Annotated in this window: 18 protein-coding genes and 1 tRNA gene; 12 read left to right on the plus strand and 7 right to left on the minus strand. The window is 70.6% G+C overall.

Features of this window, described 5'->3' with window-relative positions; genetic code table 11:
• Positions 1-107: 107 nt before the first annotated feature.
• Both QL985_RS01970 and QL985_RS01975 read right to left on the minus strand, forming a co-directional pair.
• On the minus strand, positions 108-743 hold the full coding sequence (locus QL985_RS01970) for an endonuclease (RefSeq protein ID WP_047978507.1): 636 nt from the start codon (positions 741-743) through the stop codon (positions 108-110).
• A gap of 108 nt (positions 744-851) precedes the next feature.
• Positions 852-1124, minus strand: a complete 273-nt coding sequence (locus tag QL985_RS01975; protein WP_128973300.1) for a hypothetical protein — start codon at positions 1122-1124, stop codon at positions 852-854.
• On the opposite strand from QL985_RS01975, the gene QL985_RS01980 reads away from it, so the two are divergent.
• The 4 genes from QL985_RS01980 (at position 1123) to QL985_RS01995 (ending at position 4229) form a co-directional block, all read left to right on the plus strand.
• On the plus strand, positions 1123-1608 hold the full coding sequence (locus tag QL985_RS01980; protein ID WP_102613227.1) for a pyridoxamine 5'-phosphate oxidase family protein: 486 nt from the start codon (positions 1123-1125) through the stop codon (positions 1606-1608). The two genes, QL985_RS01975 and QL985_RS01980, sit on opposite strands and share 2 nt — an antisense overlap.
• Positions 1609-1834: 226 nt before the next feature.
• Complete coding sequence (locus QL985_RS01985; RefSeq protein ID WP_019309538.1) at positions 1835-2200, plus strand: PH domain-containing protein; 366 nt, start codon at positions 1835-1837, stop codon at positions 2198-2200.
• 62 nt (positions 2201-2262) lie between these two features.
• Entirely contained in the window at positions 2263-3483 is a 1221-nt protein-coding gene (locus QL985_RS01990; protein WP_039101699.1) for a type III polyketide synthase, read from the plus strand.
• On the plus strand, positions 3483-4229 hold the full coding sequence (locus QL985_RS01995) for a class I SAM-dependent methyltransferase (RefSeq protein ID WP_121566611.1): 747 nt from the start codon (positions 3483-3485) through the stop codon (positions 4227-4229). The genes QL985_RS01990 and QL985_RS01995 overlap by 1 nt, the downstream gene beginning before the upstream one ends.
• A 20-nt stretch (positions 4230-4249) precedes the next feature.
• Here the strand turns inward: QL985_RS01995 and QL985_RS02000 are convergent, their stop codons facing one another.
• Both QL985_RS02000 and QL985_RS02005 read right to left on the minus strand, forming a co-directional pair.
• Positions 4250-5062, minus strand: coding sequence for a nitroreductase family protein (locus QL985_RS02000; protein ID WP_121566610.1), 813 nt, complete (start codon positions 5060-5062; stop codon positions 4250-4252).
• Positions 5063-5065: 3 nt separating this feature from the next.
• Complete coding sequence (locus tag QL985_RS02005; RefSeq protein ID WP_019309534.1) at positions 5066-5395, minus strand: hypothetical protein; 330 nt, start codon at positions 5393-5395, stop codon at positions 5066-5068.
• Positions 5396-5572: 177 nt separating this feature from the next.
• Between QL985_RS02005 and QL985_RS02010 the strand changes: the two genes are divergently transcribed.
• Both QL985_RS02010 and QL985_RS02015 read left to right on the plus strand, forming a co-directional pair.
• A complete protein-coding gene (locus QL985_RS02010) occupies positions 5573-6352 on the plus strand; it encodes a glycosyltransferase family A protein (protein WP_052239317.1) in 780 nt (259 codons plus the stop codon).
• Positions 6353-7105 (plus strand): glycosyltransferase family 2 protein, encoded by a 753-nt coding sequence (locus QL985_RS02015; RefSeq protein ID WP_121566609.1) that lies wholly within the window; start codon positions 6353-6355, stop codon positions 7103-7105.
• 123 nt (positions 7106-7228) lie between these two features.
• Here the strand turns inward: QL985_RS02015 and QL985_RS02020 are convergent, their stop codons facing one another.
• Positions 7229-7471, minus strand: a complete 243-nt coding sequence (locus tag QL985_RS02020) for an LppP/LprE family lipoprotein (RefSeq protein WP_121566608.1) — start codon at positions 7469-7471, stop codon at positions 7229-7231.
• A gap of 92 nt (positions 7472-7563) precedes the next feature.
• Positions 7564-7935: an LppP/LprE family lipoprotein gene (locus QL985_RS02025; protein ID WP_053069398.1), complete on the minus strand. Its 372-nt coding sequence runs from the start codon at positions 7933-7935 to the stop codon at positions 7564-7566.
• Positions 7936-8491: 556 nt separating this feature from the next.
• Between QL985_RS02025 and QL985_RS02030 the strand changes: the two genes are divergently transcribed.
• The 5 genes from QL985_RS02030 (at position 8492) to nrfD (ending at position 16450) form a co-directional block, all read left to right on the plus strand.
• Positions 8492-10129: a UDP-N-acetylmuramoyl-L-alanyl-D-glutamate--2,6-diaminopimelate ligase gene (locus QL985_RS02030; RefSeq protein WP_052239319.1), complete on the plus strand. Its 1638-nt coding sequence runs from the start codon at positions 8492-8494 to the stop codon at positions 10127-10129.
• A gap of 53 nt (positions 10130-10182) precedes the next feature.
• Positions 10183-10512 carry a hypothetical protein gene (locus tag QL985_RS02035; RefSeq protein ID WP_019309529.1) on the plus strand — a complete coding sequence of 110 codons (330 nt, stop codon included), beginning with the start codon at positions 10183-10185 and terminating at the stop codon, positions 10510-10512.
• Between the two features lie 195 nt (positions 10513-10707).
• The gene (gene fdh / locus QL985_RS02040; protein ID WP_290147472.1) at positions 10708-14091 is read left to right on the plus strand and encodes a formate dehydrogenase; all 3384 of its coding nucleotides are present in this window, start codon (positions 10708-10710) and stop codon (positions 14089-14091) included.
• Positions 14088-15353 carry a 4Fe-4S dicluster domain-containing protein gene (locus tag QL985_RS02045; protein ID WP_290147474.1) on the plus strand — a complete coding sequence of 422 codons (1266 nt, stop codon included), beginning with the start codon at positions 14088-14090 and terminating at the stop codon, positions 15351-15353. The genes fdh and QL985_RS02045 overlap by 4 nt, the downstream gene beginning before the upstream one ends.
• On the plus strand, positions 15350-16450 hold the full coding sequence (gene nrfD / locus QL985_RS02050) for an NrfD/PsrC family molybdoenzyme membrane anchor subunit (protein ID WP_290147476.1): 1101 nt from the start codon (positions 15350-15352) through the stop codon (positions 16448-16450). The genes QL985_RS02045 and nrfD overlap by 4 nt, the downstream gene beginning before the upstream one ends.
• Positions 16451-16528: 78 nt before the next feature.
• Here nrfD and selD read toward each other — a convergent pair whose 3' ends face one another.
• Positions 16529-17566, minus strand: coding sequence for a selenide, water dikinase SelD (gene selD, locus QL985_RS02055; RefSeq protein ID WP_290147478.1), 1038 nt, complete (start codon positions 17564-17566; stop codon positions 16529-16531).
• Between the two features lie 72 nt (positions 17567-17638).
• On the opposite strand from selD, the gene QL985_RS02060 reads away from it, so the two are divergent.
• Positions 17639-17733 (plus strand) — tRNA-Sec (locus QL985_RS02060).
• Positions 17734-17739 lie beyond the last annotated feature (6 nt).

The raw sequence follows: 17739 nt of genomic DNA on the forward strand, positions 1-17739 counted from the left end.
CGGCGGTCAGGGCACGCGGGTGCCGGAGCGGTGTGGGGTGAGGAGCAGGACACGGTGCGGTGGCCTTTCGGAGGGATCTGCAGAGGGGCGTGCGAGCAGACCGTGGCCTATCCCAACGGGTCGCCCTTCGTGCGGTCCAGGGCCACTCGCACCAGTGCGGAGGCCAGGACGGGCAGCTGCTCGGGGTCCACGAGGTCCGCCAGCGCGGCGGCGTCTTCCTGCAGGCCGACGCGGCGGGCACCGGCGAGCGCCTTCTTGTCGACGTGCGGAGCCAGCATCGGCCACACGCCCTGTGCTTCACGCGCGAAGATGGACGCGCCGGTGGGCCCGATGCCGGGGAAATCCTGCAGCCGGCGGAGAATCCCCGAGGCGTCGTCGGAGGCGTCCCGCAGCGCTCGCAGGTCACCGCCCCAGGTGTCCAGGATCAGGTCCGCGCCGTTGCCCAGCATGGTGGAGGTGCGCTCGTCGTAGCGCTTGTACCCGCCACGGCCCAGGGCGGCCACCCGCTGGCGCCAGGAGGAGTTTCGCATCGCCTCGGGGGTGCGGAACCCGGCGTCGAACAGCGCGCGGGCAGAGGCCACCGCCGCGGGTGCCCCGATCCGGGCGGAGAGCAGATTGGCCAGCACGAGCAACTGGTAGAGAGGAGCGGGAGCGTCCCGCAGCTCGATCCCCGCCTCCTGCGCGTATGTGCGGCCGTGCCGCTCCAGCAGCGCGTCCACGGTCTGCGCAGGGGTTCGGGCCACGGCGGCGGTCCTCTCGGTGCGGCTCGGCGGGTTCCGGCCCCCGGAGGACGACGACGCCGCGCGGCTCGCGGGGGTCGGCGTCACTGGTCGGCAGGCCGTTCGTCCAGCCTAGAACCGCTGAGCCCGGGAGGTCGAGCGGCCCGTGAGCACGTGCCGTGGGACGCCGTGGGCTGAGCGGGCGGCGGAAAGGCGGCCGATCGGCGTCGTGATGCGGCGGAGGATGGCGAGCAGGTGGGAGAGGATTCCGCTGGCGGCCAACTCCTCGTGGGGAAGGTCACTGATCAATAGACTGATGACCAACGCCGCCCCGTTCTGCGCGAGCAATCGAGCACTTCGAGGGCTGCGGTCGAACTGATTGGTCACGACGAAAGGCAGTGCCATGGCAGAGAGCAACGAGAACATCCAGAAGGTCCGCGACATCATCAAGGGCACGCGCATCGCCATGCTCACCCACGTGGACGAGAACGGCCGCCTGGTCTCCAAGCCCATGGCCACGCAGGAGGTCGATTTCGACGGCACGGTGCGCTTCATCGCGGAGCGCGCCTCCGACCAGGGCATGGACATCCAGAAGAACCCGAACGTGAACGTGGCCTACTCGGGCAACGGTGCCTGGGTGTCGCTGAGCGGCAAGGCACGCATCGTCAACGACACGGACAAGCTGCGTGAGCTGTGGAGCTCCTTCACCGGTTCCTGGCTGGAGGGCGGCCCCGAGAACCCCAACAACGTGCTCATCGAGATCGACGCGGACACCGCCGAGTACTGGGACACCCCGGGTGGCAGCAAGGTCACCCAGGTGGCCAACCTGATCAAGGCCAAGGTCACCGGCAACACCGTGGACGGTGAGAACGAGGTCGTGGACCTCTGATCGCATCGGAGTCGTTGCGGACCTGACCGGGCCGTGCTCGCACCGTGCGGGCGCGGCCCGTTGCCGTTCCACGGTTCGCCGCACCACCAGGTGGCATCCAGCTGGCCACCAGGTGCCGTGGCGGCTCCCGTGGGACGGTTCCTATGAGGGCGAGCCACAGGACCCGCTCACCCCGACCGCACCAGTGACCGGCTCCGAACGGGCCGAGAAGAGGAGCCCGATCACCATGGAGACGACCCCGAACAGTGTGTGGACCTTCCTCTCCCACGTGGAGTTCCCCGCCGAGATGGCCCCGTTCCTGGTGGCCGGTGAGGTCCCCGTGGCCTCTTTCAAGACCGTGCGGGACACCGCCACGTTCACCAACCGCCGTCTGATCGTGCGGGACGCCCAGGGGCTGCGCGGCAAGAAGATCGAGACGGTGTCCATTCCCTACTCCAGCATCAGCATGTGGTCCACGGAGAACGCCGGGACCCTGGACTTCAACGCGGAGATCCAGCTCTGGACGCGCGCCGGCGTCATGAAGATCAACGTGGGCCGCGGCATCGACGTCGTTGCACTGGACCAGCTCATCGCCCACTCCGTCCTCGGCTAGTCAGACCGCCCGCCCGCCCCGGCGGGTGACCGGAACCACGGCCGCGGTGCCTACCATGGGGCATGACCGTTCGCATGCTGTCGATTGAGACCGTGGTCCCCGAGACCGTCATCCGGCAGGAGGACGTCACCCGCCTGTTCGCGGGGCAGCCGGGTATGACGCGCCTGGGCTCGCGGCTCGTGCGCTCCGCGTTCGACGGCGCCGGGGTGGCCACGCGCCACACCGTGCTCCCCGAGCTGGCGGAGGCCACCGCCCGCGCGTCGCACGCTCCCACCGCTGGCCCGGAGGACGACCGGGAGCGGGGGCAGTTGACGCCCCCGCGGACGCCGCACGGGGAACCCCCGGGTGACGACGCCGCGGCGTCGCCGTTCGTGGATCCCGTCACCGGTCACCTGCTCTCACCCGGCACCCACGCCAGGAACCAGATCTACACGCGGAACGCCCGGGAGCTGTTCGTGGCCGCGGGCAGGGCGGCGCTGAGCGGCGTCGGCCCCGGGATCACCGCGGCGGACGTGACCCACGTGGTCACGGTGTCCTGCACCGGGTTCTTCGCGCCGGGCCCGGACGTGCGTGTGGCCAAGGACCTGGGGCTGCCCGCGGACGTCAAACGTGTGCACCTGGGATTCATGGGGTGCAACGCGGCCTTCCCCGCGCTGCAGACGGCGGCGACCGCGTGCCGCGCGGACCCGGACGCCGTGGTGCTCGTGGTGTGCGTGGAACTGTGCACCCTGCACCTGCACGTGCGCAACGATCCCGACACCGTGATGGGCAACGCCCTGTTCGCGGACGGCGCGGCCGCTGCTGTGGTGACCGCGCGCGACGTCGCCGTCCCCGGCGCCGCACTCGAGCTCGTGGACTTCGAGACCACCCTGGCGCCCGTGGGCGAGGACGAGCTCGCGTGGAGCGTGGGGGACGAGGGCTTCGAGATGATCCTGGGGACCTACGTGCCCCGCATCATCGACGACCACGTGACGGACGCCCTCGCGCCCCTGCTCCGGCGCACGGGTCTCGCTGTGGAGGACATCCCGCAGTGGGCCGTTCACCCGGGCGGGCGCAGCATCCTGGACAAGGTGGAGTCCCGGCTGGGGCTGAGCGCCGAGCAGATGGCGCCCTCGCGTGCGGTGCTCCGCGATGCGGGGAACATGAGCAGTGTGACCATCCTCTTCGTCCTGGCCCGCCTGCTGCACACCGGAATGTCCGGGCACGTGGCGGCCATGGCGTTCGGGCCGGGCCTGAGCATCGAGTCCGCCCTGCTCCGGCTGCTCCCCGCCGCGCAGCGCTGATGGATCTCCTCCTGCACCGCCGGTCCGTGGGCGAGCCCGAGCTCATGGACGACCCCGCGTGCGATCCCGTGGCCCTGGACAACACCTACCGGTTGTTTGGGGTGATCAACCCGCTCGTGGCGTCCTGGCGCCCGGTGTACCGCCGGCACCTGCGACCCGCCCTGCGGGCGGCCGCGCGGCAGGGACGCCCGGCCACGGTGCTGGACGTGGGGTGCGGGGGCGGGGACGTCGCCCGGGCCGTTGCGCGCTGGGCTCACCGGGACGGACTCGACGTGCGGGTCACGGGCATCGACCCCGACGAGCGGGCCACCCGGTGGGCCGCGGCCCACGACCGGGGGGCCGAAATCACCTACCGCACGGTGGCCAGCGGCGCGCTGATGGAGGCCGGGGAGAGCTACGACGTGGTGATCTCCAACCACATGCTGCACCACCTCACCCCCGCGGAGCTGGCCGGGGTGCTCTCCGACTCCGAGGCACTGGCCCGCGGGGTGGCGGTGCACAACGACCTGCGCCGCAGCCGCGCGGCGTGGCTCGTCTACTGGGTGGCCACGCTGCCCCTGGCCCGCGCCCGCACCTTCGTGCGCTTCGACGGGCTGCTCTCGATCCGGCGCAGCCACACTCCCGCCGAGCTGGCCACGGCTCTACCCCCTGGCTGGCAGGCCGTGGGGCAGCGGTTCTTCCGGCTGCTCGCGGTGCACCGCGCACCGGAGACGATGCCGCCCCGGACGGGCCGGGGCCGCGCGTAGCCGGTGCCACCGGGCAGGACTCAGGCGGAGCCGGGCCGCGTGTCCTGGTCCCAGCCCTGCTGCGGGGTGTCGCAGGTCTCACGGAACACGAACTGGGAGGGGCGCTTGCGCTCGCGGCTGGACCAGTCGATCGCGGGGCGGTGCGTGTGCTCGGGCACGTAGCCCAGCCGGTACACGGCCATGAGCTCCAGGTCGTCCGGGACGTGCAGCATGTCCACGATCCGCTGCCACTGGTGCGGGGCCTCCATGGGGAAGGACACGAACTGGATGCCCATGCCCAGCTCCACCGTGGTCAGCCACAGGTTCTCCATGGCCGCGCCCATGCTGAACACGGAGTAGAACCCCGAGAGCTCCTCCGGGCGGTACTCGCCGCGTTCGAGCATCACCCCGATCAGCAGGGGTGAGCCCGCCACGAGCTTGCGGTTCTCCTCACCCAGGGTCTGCGGGACGCGCAGCCTGTTCATGAGGGCCTGCCCGGACGGTGTGAACGCCCGGGAGGTGAACGGGCGCAGCAGGGCGGGCAGCTTGTCGAAGAGCATGCCGCTGCGCAGGGTGTCCATCTCCTTCTGGCTGAACCGGAAGTACTTCTTGTACCGGTCGAAGAACGTGCCCGCGCCCATCACCTCGGTCATGCTCTCGCCACTGATGCGGGCGACCGTCTCGATGGTGTCCCGGTCCTCGATCAGCACGAACCGCCACGGCTGGCTGTTGAACTGGGACGGTGCGGCGGCGGCCGCACGGATCAGCAGCTGCTGGTGCTCGGGGCTCACCGGGTCTGGTCGGAACGGACCGTTGGTGGTCCGCCGGTTGAACACGACATCCAGGAATTCCACGATTCACCTCCAGGCCAGCACGAGACCGGCCACGTAGCAGGGGGCCGCCGCGATGGCGTCCCGGGTGTGTCGCCGCAGCGGACGGGCGCCGTGGCGCTGCAGCAGGAACAGGGGAGCCAGGGCAGGGGCCAGCGCGAGCGGCGTCGTCGAACGCGCCCTCAGCCCGGCGGCGCACGCGGCCGCAGTGAGCGACGAGGTGGCGATGTACAGGCCGTGGTGGACCCAGCGCACGTTCGAGGTGTCGAGCAGGCCGAGGGCCACCGAGCCGCCCAGGGCGCAGTTCGCCGTGTACGACGCCGCCGCGGCCGTGACGAGCGTTCTCACCGGGTCCATGGCTCTCCTTCACGACGGCGTGCTCCTTCTGGCCATCGTGTCACAGGTCACGGCGCCGCCCGGGGACGCAGTGACCCGGAGCCCGGGGACTTGGGGCCACCGTGTGGGAGCGGTCGCGGCGCGCCTCACGGCGCTACGAGCCTCGGGGTTGCGGGAAGCAAGCACTACGATCGGGGCGTGGCCCCCGCACAGATCTTCTCCGTGATCATTCCCACCCTGCAGCGTTCGCGAGAGCTGCCCGAGTTGGTGGAGCTGTGCGCCGTGCATCCCACGGTCCTCGAGGTGATCGTGGTCAACAACCACCCGGACCCGCTGGACTTCGGCCGGGAGAATGTGCGCGTGCTGCAGCAGGAACGGAACATCTACGTGAACCCGGCCTGGAACCTGGGGGTGCGGGAAGCGCGGGCGGAGTATCTGGCGATCATCAACGACGATGTCTTGTTCGACCCGGCGCTCCTGGACCTTGCGGCTCGAGCCGTGACAGCGCCGTTCACCGGCCTCGTGGGCATCGATCCACTGCACATGAACCGGGCCGAGTCCCTCCCGCCCAAGATCCGCCTCGCCTCGCACCATCTGATCTGCTCGGGATTTGGCATGTTCATGTGCATGCCCAAGAGCAACTACGTGCCGATCCCGGAGGAGATGAAGATCTGGGGCGGGGACGACGTCCTCTACATGAGTCAGCGCTGGCCGAACAAGGTGATCATGGGCCCGTGGATCCGCTCCGAGGTGGGGACCACATCGTCCGACGCGACCTTTTCGCCGTTCCTGGAGCACGACGGGCGGATCTGTGAGCGCTATCTGCGTGACGAGGTGGGATGGCGGTGGTGGCACCGCCCTGAGGAGTGGGTGCTGGCCATCCGCAGGCTGCGACATCGTCTTGCGGGTCGTGGTGGTCGAGTTCGACACCTGGATCCGGCCGGCGGGGAGCAGGCACCCGGCACTGAGGTGGGATGAGTGGCCCCCGCACAGATCTTCTCCGTGATCATTCCCACCCTGCAGCGTTCGCGAGAGCTGCCCGAGTTGGTGGAGCTGTGCGCCGTGCATCCCACGGTCCTCGAGGTGATCGTGGTCAACAACCACCCGGACCCGCTGGATTTCGGCCGGGAGAATGTGCGCGTGCTGCAGCAGGAACGGAACATCTACGTGAACCCGGCCTGGAACCTGGGGGTGCGGGAAGCGCGGGCGGAGTATCTGGCGATCATCAACGACGATGTCCTGTTCGACCCCGTGGTCCTCGACGTCGCCGCCGAATTCGTGGTGAAGCCGCGCCGGGGGATCCTGGCCCTGGAGGGGACCTTCCTCAACCGCGAGCACGCCACGCGCCCCAGGCTGCGGGTGGCCGGGAGCAACCTGATCGGCAACAGCTTCGGCATGTTCATGTGCCTGCGCAGGGAGAACTACGTGCCCATCCCCGAGGACCTCAAGGTGTGGGGCGGGGACGACTGGCTCTTCTTCCACCAGCCGTGGCCCAACTGGGCGCTCATGGGACCCCGAGTGCGCAGCGAGGTGAGTGTGACCAGCTCTGAGGGGCAGTTCCAGCAGATGCTGGGTGAAGAGAGCTCACGCGCACAGGAGTACGTGCGGGACATGTATGGCTCCCGGTGGTGGCACCGCCCCGTGGACGCTCTGGTGGCCCTGAGGGTGGCGCGAGGGCGCGTGAAGGAAGCCGCAGCCCGTTGGCGAACCCGCACCCGCCCGGGAGGGTGAGCTTCCCTTCCGCACGCGTGCAGGGCCGCCCACCGGTGGGGTGGGTGGCCCTGCACGCGTGAGAGCGGCTCGCCCGTCGCCCCAGGGGGCCCGGGTGCGTGACTGGCACGCGCCTTCTTGGAGTTACTGCGGCGGGAACTCGCCGGTGTGCACCACGCTGCCGGATTCCTCGTCGTAGTAGAACTCGGAGACAGCCTGGCCCCGGGGCGCCGCGTTGGCGTCTCCCTCAAGCGGGTACCGGTAGGTGACCCTGAGGTTGGCGTCGTTAACGCGTTCCACCTTCGCCTCGAAGTCCGCACTGGGAGCTCGGCGCTGGATGTGCAATAGCAAACGCCGATACCGGAGGGATCGTCGTCTGTCCGCCATGGGGCGGGATCTGTCTCGCCGCACGTCAGGCGGCGGTTCCACTCGAGATCACGGTTGGGTCACACTTCTGGACGGTGGCCCGTCACCGGGCGTCAGCCGATGCCCGGGGGCCACTCGCCAGCGTGGTCGATGGACTCGGTGTCCGGGTTCCAGGTGTAGGTGGAGACGGCTCGGCCGCGGGCCTCTGCGTTGCTCTCGTCCCCCTCCACGTACGTGTAGGTGACCTGGATGGAGGAGTCGGTGAGCCGCTGCGTAGCGGGGTGGAAGCCGATGGGCTTGGACGTGGTGGTGCCCAGGTAGTCGCCCTGGTGGAAGAGCATCTGCTGCCGCGGGGACGAGCCCGTTCCGCCGCCGATCAGGGTGATCCAGGAGAGATCTGCGCACGAATCGTAGCCATCGCTGTCCTCAACGGTCCAGGACGAGGGATCGGCGACGCCCGGCACATCCGCCAGATGCGCGCTCACGGCGGCCTCGGCGCCGCTCGCACCGCACGTTTCCTGACCGGCCGGAGCGCTTGCCGAGGCGCTCTTCGCGCCAGACTCCTTGGTCGGCTCTGGCGCGGATTCCGTGGTGCGCTCCGGGGTCGGCTGCCCGGCTGGTTCCGACGACTCCTCGGGTGCTGGCGACGCCGCCTGCGAACGAATGCCCGACGTCGGGCCTGCCACCTGTGCGCTGGTGGCAGCAGACTGCGGCTCGTTCGACGAGTCGGACCCGCACGCGGTGAGTGAACCGACCCCGAGAATCAGCAGCGCCGATGCCGCGGTGAGTGTCCGAAATCGTTGCATGGTGGCCCCTTGAGCAGTCCTGGACCCGTGTTCTCACGGTCAGGATCAGGGTGCCCGCTTTCGTTCGCTTGTGCAATCTCCACATGTCATTGCATGGAATTATGTCGGCCCCGCGGGGTCACCGCGCCGTGCCAGCGCGGTCCTGGAATATCCCGGGGCCCTTCCCGCGCTTCCATCAGTAGTCTGATGATCCGGCGGGTGCCGGGTCCACCACCGTCGAGAGGGGAGCCGTGCCATGGGGACGTGCGGGGTGCACGGCCGGACCGTTGCGGAGCTGACGGCCTGTGCGGGTGCCGAGCTGCGTGCGGGCGACAGTGCCGCGGAGCAGGCCGGGAACGTCAGAATCCTCGGCGTCTCGGAAGTCCACACGGAGGTCCGCCCGGGGGATCTCTTCGTGGCGCTGCAGGGACGCCACCACCACGGGGCAAGCAAGGTCGCGGAGGCAGTGGCCGCAGGAGCGGGCGCGGTGCTCACCGACGCCGCAGGGGCGCGGTCCATCGGCCGCGACCCGGGGGTTCCGCTGCTGGTCGCCGAGCATCCCCGTGCCGTGCTGGGACCACTCGCCTCGCTCCTGAACGGCCACCCCTCCCACCACCTGCCCGTCTTCGGTGTCACGGGAACCAACGGCAAGACCACCACGGCCTACATCCTCGAAGCTGCCCTGCGACGTCTGGAGCAGCATCCCGGGCTCGTGAGCACCCCGGAGACCGTGGTGGGCACGCAGCGAGGGCCCAGTCGCATGACGACACCCTCGGCGCCGCACGTCCAGGACCTGCTGGCCAGGATGCGTGCGGCGGGCAACCGGTCGGCCGTGATGGAGGTCAGCAGCCACGCCCTGGACCAGGAGCGCGTCAACGGCGTGCGCTTCGACACTGTGGCCTTCACCAACCTGACCCATGAGCACCTGGACTACCACGGGGACATGGAGTCCTACTTCAACGCGAAGGCGAGGCTGTTCACGCCGGAGTTCGCGGCACGCGCGGTGATCGTGGTGGACGACGACGCCGGGCGGCGCCTCGACCGCCTGGCCCGCCGGAGAGGACTGCCCACCGTGACCCTGGGTACCCGGCCCGGGGGCGCCGCCACCTGGCACCTCGCCGGCGTCGAGGGCGCGGACGGGTTCGAGCTGCACGGTCCACGGGGCCCCATGCGGCTGCGTGCACCCCTGCCCGGGGAGCACAACCGCGTGAACACCGCGCTGGCCGCGCTGATGCTCCTGGGTGCCGGGCACCCGCTGCAGGAGGTGGCCCGTGCGCTCGACGGACCGGTGAGCGTGCCCGGCCGCATGGAACGGGTGGACCTGGGGCCTGGATGGCCCACGGTGCTGGTGGACTTCGCGCACACGCCCGATGCCACCGCCAAGTCCGTGTCCGCGCTGCGCGCCAGGACCCGGGGCCGCCTCGTGGTCACCGCCAGCAGCGGCGGGGACCGGGACACGTCCAAGCGCGAACTCACCGGGCGAGCGGTGGTCGAGTCCGGCGCGGACGTCGTCGTGGTCACGGACGACAACCCCCGCTCCGAGGATCCCGCAGCGATCCGTGCGGCCGTGATGCGGGGCGTCGACGCCGCAGTGCAACGGCTGCGTGCCGCGGGGCAGCCCGTACCGTACGTCGTGGAGGCGCCCACCCGTCGGGACGCGATTCGGACGGCTCTGGAACTCACGGGCCCGCAGGACACCGTGGCCCTGTACGGGAAGGGCCACGAGCGCTGGATGGAGATCGGCCCGCCCGGTGCACGGGTTCCGTTCGTGGACAGCGACGAGGTCCGGGCGGCTGCCGGGCAGATCGGCCACCGAGCGGCGTCGCCGGCCCAGGCAGGCCCACCCCCGGGGCGGGGCGGCAGCGGGTGGAGCGCGGCCCCGGTGGCGCCGTAGTCTGACGGTGCGCGTGACCGCGCGTCGGACGAGAACCTGGCAAGGAGCACCGCATGACGCAGCCCATCCCGGATCCCAATCCTCTGGACAACCCGGAGGCCGCAGGGGACACGTTCCGCGAGGACGACCTGATCGAGACCACGGGTGCCGAGGACTCCGCATGGGAGGAGGACGACGCCCAGTGGGGTGAGGACGCGGATCCCCTGAAGCACCCCGAAGAGGCGGACATCGAGCAGATCGCCGTGGGGGACTCCGACCCCGGGGCCGCGCTCGGGACGGAAGCCCCGGAGGTCGAGGCCCTCGTGGCGGACCCCCAGGCGGACCGCGAGGTCGAGCGCTCGTTGCAGGACGGTGCCCAGGATCCCACCGATCCCATGGAGTAGATGCCCGCCGGCTCCACCCCGGGAGGACGCCGCCGCGGGCCCCGAACGGGACGGCCGTGGTGGCCGGGACGACCCCCGGCCGCCACGGGTGTGCACCGTGGGACAGGCAGTGGCCGGGGTACGCGCCGGGGGCGTTTTGACCATGGCACACACGTGGTACCTGTGACTGTCGGACCACGGGTCTATCCTGGGCGCATGTCCAGATTCAGCCCGCTGGAGTGGCCGGTCATCCGCCAGCTCCGCACCGGGGACCACACAGGCCGCAGCAGTGCGGTGCAGTCCCGCAGGACCCAGGAGATCACCGCGCGCACCGCCACGGCGGACCGCGTGGTGCAGAGCATCTGCCCGTACTGCGCCGTGGGTTGCGGACAGAAGGTCTACGTCAAGGACGAGCGCGTCATCCAGATCGAGGGTGACCCGGACTCGCCGATCTCGCGTGGTCGCCTGTGCCCCAAGGGCTCCGCGAGTGAGCAGCTCGTGAACTCCCCGGGCCGCCAGACACAGGTCCTCTACCGTGCGCCCGGCGCCGCCGACTGGCAGCCCCTGGACCGGGACACGGCCATCGACATGATCGCCGACCGCTTCCTGGAGTCCCGACGCCGCGGCTGGCAGGACGCGGACGAGCAGGGGCGGCCGTTGCGGCGCACCATGGGCATCGCGTCCCTGGGCGGCGCCACCCTGGACAACGAAGAGAACTACCTGATCAAGAAGCTGTTCACCGCGGCGGGGGCCGTGCAGATCGAGAACCAGGCCCGGATTTGACACTCCGCCACGGTTCCCAGTCTGGGAACCTCCTTCGGGCGCGGCGGCGCCACCCAGTCCCTGCAGGACATGGCCAACGCGGACTGCATCGTCATCCAGGGCTCCAACATGGCCGAGTGCCACCCCGTGGGCTTCCAGTGGGTCACTGAGGCCAAGGCACGCGGCGCCCGCGTGATCCACGTGGACCCGCGGTTCACGCGCACCTCTGCCGTGTCGGACAAGCACCTGCCCATCCGTGCGGGCTCGGACATCGTGCTGCTCGGGGCGCTGATCAACCACGTCCTGAGCAACGACCTCTGGTTCCACGAGTACGTGCTGCACTACACCAACGCCGCCACCCTCGTCAGCGAGGACTTCGAGGACGCCGAGGACCTCGACGGCATCTTCTCGGGCTACGACCCCGAGACCGGCACCTACCACCTGAAGTCCTGGGGCTACGAGACCGAGGGCGAGGACCACGGGGAGCGGGCCGACGAGGAGGGCAACCAGGGGGGTCAGGAGCGCGCGGAGGCCGGCGGTCAGCAGTACGGCAGCGGCGGCGCCCCCGTGGGCTCCGGCACGCCGGTGCGGGACGAGACCCTGCAGCACCCGCGCACGGTGTTCCAGATCCTCAAGCGCCACTTCTCCCGGTACACCCCGGAGATGGTGCGGGAGACCTGCGGCATCTCGGAGGAGGACTTCGACTACCTCGCCCGCTCCGTCACGGAGAACTCCGGGCGGGAGCGCACCACGTGCTTCGCGTACGCGGTGGGCTGGACACAGCACACGCTGGGTGCGCAGTTCATCCGCACGGCCTCGATCCTGCAGCTGCTGCTGGGCAACATGGGCCGCCCGGGCGGCGGCATCATGGCGCTGCGCGGGCACGCGACCATCCAGGGCTCCACGGACATCCCCACCCTGTTCAACCTGCTGCCCGGGTACCTGCCCATGCCCTCGGTCACCGCGCAGAGCTTCTCGGAGTACGTGGACGGCATCCGCACCACCAGCCAGAAGGGCTACTGGGCGAATGCTGAGGCGTACTCGGTCAACCTCCTGAAGGCCTGGTGGGGGGATGCCGCCACCGCCAAGAACGACTGGGCCTACGACTACATTCCGCGGATCAACGGGGCCCACGGCACCTACCAGACGCTGATGTCCATGCTCAAGGACCAGGTGGAGGGGTACTTCCTGCTGGGGCAGAACCCCGCGGTGGGTTCGGCCAACGGGCGGCTGCAACGCATGGGGATGTCCCACCTCAAATGGCTCGTGGTGCGGGACCTCAACATGATCGAGTCCGCCACGTGGTGGAAGGACGGTCCGGAGATCGCCTCGGGCGAGCTGAAGACCGAGGACATCGACACCGAGGTCTTCTTCATGCCCGCGGCCACGCACGTGGAGAAGTCCGGCTCCTTCACCCAGACCCAGCGTCTGGTGCAGTGGCGCCACCAGGCCGTGGCACCGCCGGGGGACGCCCAGAGCGAGCTCGAGTTCTTCTTCGAGCTCGGCAACCGGATCCGCGAACGCCTCGCGGACTCCACGGACCCCCGGGACCGGCCCTTGCTGGACCTCACGTGGGACTACCCGCTGGACGAGCAGGGTGAGGTGGACCCGGTGTCCGTGCTGGCCGAGATCAACGGCCGCTTCGAGACCGGGGAGCAGGCGGGTGAGCCGCTCAGCAACTACGGCCAGATGCGCACGGACGGCTCCACGTCCGGTGGCTGCTGGATCTACACGGGCATCTACGCGGACCGCGTCAACCGGGCGGCCATGCGCGTGCCCGGGTGGCAGCAGGACGAGATCGCCTCGCAGTGGGCGTGGGCGTGGCCCGCGAACCGCCGCATCCTCTACAACCGCGCCTCGGCGGACCCCGAGGGCAAGCCGTGGAGCGAGCGCAAGAAGCTCGTGTGGTGGGACCAGGAGCAGGGGCTGTGGACCGGCAAGGACAATCCGGACTTCCCGCTGGATCGTGAGCCCTCCGCGCGGCCGGGCCCGGAGGCAACCGGGCCGGACGCCCTTGCCGGTGACGACCCCTTCATCATGCAGGCGGACGGCAAGGCCTGGCTCTTCGCGCCCAAGGGCATGATGGACGGGCCCCTGCCCACGCACTACGAGCCGCAGGAGTCCCCGGTGGACAACCCGCTGTACGCGCAGCAGCAGAATCCCGCGCGGATCATGTTCCCGCGGGAGGACAACCTGTCCGCGCCCAGCGGGGAGGCGCCGGGCACCGGGGTCTACCCGTTCGTGTTCACCACCTACCGGCTCACGGAGCACCACACGGCCGGTGGCATGAGCCGGTGGCTGCCGTACCTGTCCGAGCTGCAGCCCGAGATGTTCTGCGAGATCTCCCCGGAGCTCGCTGAGCTCAAGGGGCTGGAACCGTACGGGTGGGCCACCATCATCTCGCCGCGCTCCGCGATCGAGGTCAAGGTGCTGGTCACGGACCGCATGACGCCGCTCACCGTGGCGGGCAGGACCATCCACCAGATCGGTCTGCCGTACCACTGGGGTGCGGGCTCGGACGCGGTGGTCACGGGTGACGGCGCCAACGACCTGCTGGGCATCACGCTGGACCCCAATGTGCAGATCCAGAACTTCAAGACGGGTTCGTGCGACATCGTCCCGGGCCGCCGGCCGCGCGGCGAGGCGCGGCTGGAGCTGGTGCGCGAGTACCAGGAGCGGGCCGGGCTCACCGTGCGCACGGGCATGGAACGCATCACGGATCCGGAGCGGGAGCTCAACCAGGATCCGCTGCGAGGACGCGACAGCGGGGACATCGCGGGACAGTCCACGGCCTGGCGGCCGGACACCCCCGCGACGGACCAGGAAGAAGAGCAGTGAGCACGGACCACCTCACACCCACCCCCAGTTTCGCGGACGACACCTACTGGGAGCATCCGCACCACCGGCGCGGGTTCTTCACGGACACGTCCATCTGCATCGGCTGCAAGGCCTGCGAGGTGGCGTGCAAGGAGTGGAACCGCAACCCGGTGGACTCGGACTACGAGATCCTGGGCTCCTCCTACGACAACACCGGTGGTCTGGGCGCCGACACCTGGCGTCACGTGGCGTTCATCGAGCAGTCCCAGGAGCGTATCGAGCGGGCCCGCGAGTCCGGGCGCGCGCTCGTGGACCTGGGGATGCCGCGCGTGGGTCCGCCGGCGGCGTCGCCCGCCCCTGCCACGGGCGGTTGCGCATGCGGTTCCGTCCCCGCTGCGGCCCACGCCGCGGGGTGCGCGGGCGGTACGGCACCGGCGAACAATGCCGCGGGGCCAGGGTGCGCGTGCGGAGCCGTCCCGGCGGACGACGCCGCTGGGCCCGGTGGCGCGTGCCCGTCCCGGTCCACACCGGGCGTCACCGCGCCGGTGGGCTGCGGATCGGCGGGCGGCTGCGGCTGCTCGCCCGGTGGCGGGGCGGCTCCCGCGGCGGCCACCGGTGGGGACGATTCCCCGGTGCTGGACACCCCCGACTTCCGGTGGCTGATGTCCTCGGACGTGTGCAAGCACTGCACCCACGCCGGATGCCTGGACGTGTGCCCCACGGGGGCGCTGTTCCGCACCGAGTACGGCACCGTGGTGGTGCAGGAGGACATCTGCAACGGCTGCGGAACGTGCGTGGCCGGGTGCCCGTTCGGTGTGATCGAGCGCCGCAACGACGGGCTGGTGGAGCCGAAGACCCAGCGGGGTGCGCCGCCCATGCCGGACACCGTCAAGGTTCCACAGGACGGCATCGCCCAGAAGTGCACGCTGTGCTACGACCGCATGAAGAACGACCAAACCCCGGCGTGCGCGCAGGCGTGCCCCACCACGTCCATCAAGTACGGGGAGCGGGAGAGCATGCTCGCCACGGCCCAGCAGCGGGTGGCCCAGCTGCACGAGCAGGGCAGGACCGAGGCACGGCTGTACGGCGCGAATCCCCAGGACGGTGTGGGTGGAACCGGGTCCATCTTCCTGCTGCTCGACGAGCCGGAGGTCTACGGGCTTCCGCCGGATCCCCAGGTTCCCACCAAGGACCTGCACCGCATGTACAAGCGCGCGGGCGTGGCCGTGATGGGGATGCTGGCCCTCGGAGCGGCGGCGTTCACGGTGGGTGACCGCTCATGAGCATCTCCCCGTACGACAGCTACCGGCCGCCCGAGGAGCCTCGGCGCAAGCGGCGCCGCCGGAACCGTGGACCGGGCGGCGGCGCGTTCCGTCGCGGTGGCGGGGACGGTTCCCGCGAGATGCCCATGGTGCCGGACACCGAGTTCACCTCCTACTACGGCCGCCCGATCGTCAAGGCGCCGCCGTGGGACTCCAAGATCGCCTCCTACCTGTTCCTGGGCGGACTGTCCGGGGGTTCGGCCATCCTCGCCCTCGGCGGGTACCTGACCGATAAGCCCGCGCTGCGCCGCAACGCGCGACTGTCCGCGCTCACGGCCGCTGGTCTCGGCGGGGTTCTCCTGGTGGCGGATCTCGGCCGCCCGGAACGCTTCCTCCACATGATGCGCACGTTCAAGCCCACCTCGCCCATGAGCGTGGGCTCGTGGGTTCTCGCCTCGTTCTCCACGAACGCGGGGGTTGCCGCGGCAGTGGAGGTGGACCGGATAACGGGGGAGCGGCTGCCGCTGGGCCCGCTGCGTCCGGTGCTGCACGCCGCGGAGCTGCCCACGAGCGTGGCCGCAGGCGTGCTCGGGGCCCCGATGGCCACCTACACTGCCATGCTGCTGAGCGACACCGCCGTCCCCACGTGGCACGAGATGCACGGGCACCTGGCCTTTGTGTTCGCCAGCTCGGCGTCCTTGGCGTCAGGGGGACTGGCCATGATGACCACGCCGGTGGCGCAGGCCGGGCCCGCCCGGTTCTTCGCGGTCGCCGGAGTCGCCGGGGAGCTCGTGGCCATGCACGTGATGAAGGACGCCATGGACCCCGTCACGGTGGAGCCGCTGGAGCAGGGCAGGCCCGGACAGTGGATGGAGTGGAGCGAGCGTCTCTCGGTGCTCGGCGGGCTGGGCGCACTGCTCGGCGGACGACGACGCTGGGTCGCCGCGGCCTCGGGGCTCGCCCTCGTCTCGTCCTCCGCACTCACACGCTTCGGTGTGTTCTGGGCCGGCAAGGAGTCCGTGAAGGACCCCAAGTACACGGTGATCCCGCAGCGCAACCGGTTGAACAAGCGCCGCGCGCAGGGCATCACGCACGACTCGATCACCACGGCGGGCTGATCCGCCGGGACACGTGCCGGGGCTGTGACCGGGGTAGCCGCGCACGGCCGCCCCGGTCACGCCGTGCACTGTCCCGGTTCAGCGCACGGTGACCAGGGTTTCCGTGGTCTCCGGGAGCGCCGTGGTCTCGCCGATCACGGGATAGCCCGGGACTTCGCCCACCACGAGCAGCCCGCCCGAGGTCTGGGCGTCCGCGAGCAGCAGCAGGGTGTCCTCCGAGATGCCGTGGCCCGCAGCGAGGTGCGGACGCACCCAGTCGAGATTGCGCCGGGTGCCGCCCGAGACGAACCCGTCCCGCAGGGCGTCGGCGGCGCCGTCCACGAGGGGCACCGCGGCGGCAGCGATCGAGGCGCCCACGCCCGAGGCACGGCACATCTTGTAGAGGTGGCCCAGCAGGCCGAATCCTGTGACGTCCGTGGCCGCCTCGACCCCGGCCGCCAGTGCGGCGCGAGAGGCGTCCCGGTTGAGAGCCGTCATCGTGTCGACCGCCGCGGGGAAGACCTCGCCCGTGGCCTTGTGCCGGTTGTTGAGCAGTCCCACGCCGATCGGCTTGGTCAGGGTGATCGGCAGACCGGGCCGGGCGGCGTCGTTGCGCAGCAGGCGCTGCGGGTCCGCCGTGCCTGTGACGGCCATGCCGTAGGTGGGCTCGGGGGCGTCGATCGAGTGGCCGCCGATCACCGGGCAGCCGGCCTGGGACGCCACGTCCAGACCGCCCTGGAGCACCTCGGACATCAGCTCCATGGGCAGCAGCTCGCGCGGCCAGCCCACCAGGTTGATCGCGACCACGGGTGTGCCGCCCATCGCGTACACGTCCGAGAGGGCGTTGGCCGCGGCGATCCGCCCCCAGTCGTAGGCGCTGTCCACCACGGGCGTGAAGAAGTCCGCCGTGGACACCACCGCGAGGTCGGGGCGCACGAGCACGGCCGCGGCGTCGTCGCCGTCGTCCAGGCCCACCAGGACGTCCGGGGCGTTCTGGCCCGTGAGGCCACGGACTGCGTCCTCGAGCTCGCCCGGCGGGATTTTGCACGCGCAGCCTCCGCCGTGGGCGTAGCTCGTGAGGCGGTCGAGACCCGGTGCGGTGTCCTGGGCGGGGGCCTCCGTGGTGCGTTCACTCATGCGGCCAGTCTAGGAACGGGCGCAGACAGCCGCCGGGAGATGGCCTCCGGGGGCGGTGGTACATTCGGCCGCGGAGGCGTCCGTGTCCTGGTGGGCACCCCGGTCTTCAAAACCGGTGAGACCGAGCACCTCGGTCTGGCGGGTTCGATTCCCGTCCGCCTCCGCCAACCAGC

Source organism: Kocuria sp. APC 4018 (assembly GCF_030407675.1).
GTDB lineage: Bacteria > Actinomycetota > Actinomycetes > Actinomycetales > Micrococcaceae > Kocuria > Kocuria rhizophila.

Bases quoted from the DNA above. Each gene is read 5' to 3' on its own strand.
- QL985_RS02020 (WP_121566608.1), bottom strand. From the start codon at position 7,471: ATGGCGGACAGACGACGATCCCTCCGGTATCGGCGTTTGCTATTGCAC.
- selD (WP_290147478.1), bottom strand. From the start codon at position 17,566: ATGAGTGAACGCACCACGGAGGCCCCCGCCCAGGACACCGCACCGGGT.
- QL985_RS02035 (WP_019309529.1), top strand. From the start codon at position 10,183: ATGACGCAGCCCATCCCGGATCCCAATCCTCTGGACAACCCGGAGGCC.
- QL985_RS02030 (WP_052239319.1), top strand. From the start codon at position 8,492: ATGGGGACGTGCGGGGTGCACGGCCGGACCGTTGCGGAGCTGACGGCC.
- QL985_RS01990 (WP_039101699.1), top strand. From the start codon at position 2,263: ATGACCGTTCGCATGCTGTCGATTGAGACCGTGGTCCCCGAGACCGTC.
- nrfD (WP_290147476.1), top strand. From the start codon at position 15,350: ATGAGCATCTCCCCGTACGACAGCTACCGGCCGCCCGAGGAGCCTCGG.
- QL985_RS02005 (WP_019309534.1), bottom strand. From the start codon at position 5,395: ATGGACCCGGTGAGAACGCTCGTCACGGCCGCGGCGGCGTCGTACACG.
- QL985_RS01995 (WP_121566611.1), top strand. From the start codon at position 3,483: ATGGATCTCCTCCTGCACCGCCGGTCCGTGGGCGAGCCCGAGCTCATG.
- QL985_RS01980 (WP_102613227.1), top strand. From the start codon at position 1,123: ATGGCAGAGAGCAACGAGAACATCCAGAAGGTCCGCGACATCATCAAG.
- QL985_RS01985 (WP_019309538.1), top strand. From the start codon at position 1,835: ATGGAGACGACCCCGAACAGTGTGTGGACCTTCCTCTCCCACGTGGAG.
- QL985_RS01975 (WP_128973300.1), bottom strand. From the start codon at position 1,124: ATGGCACTGCCTTTCGTCGTGACCAATCAGTTCGACCGCAGCCCTCGA.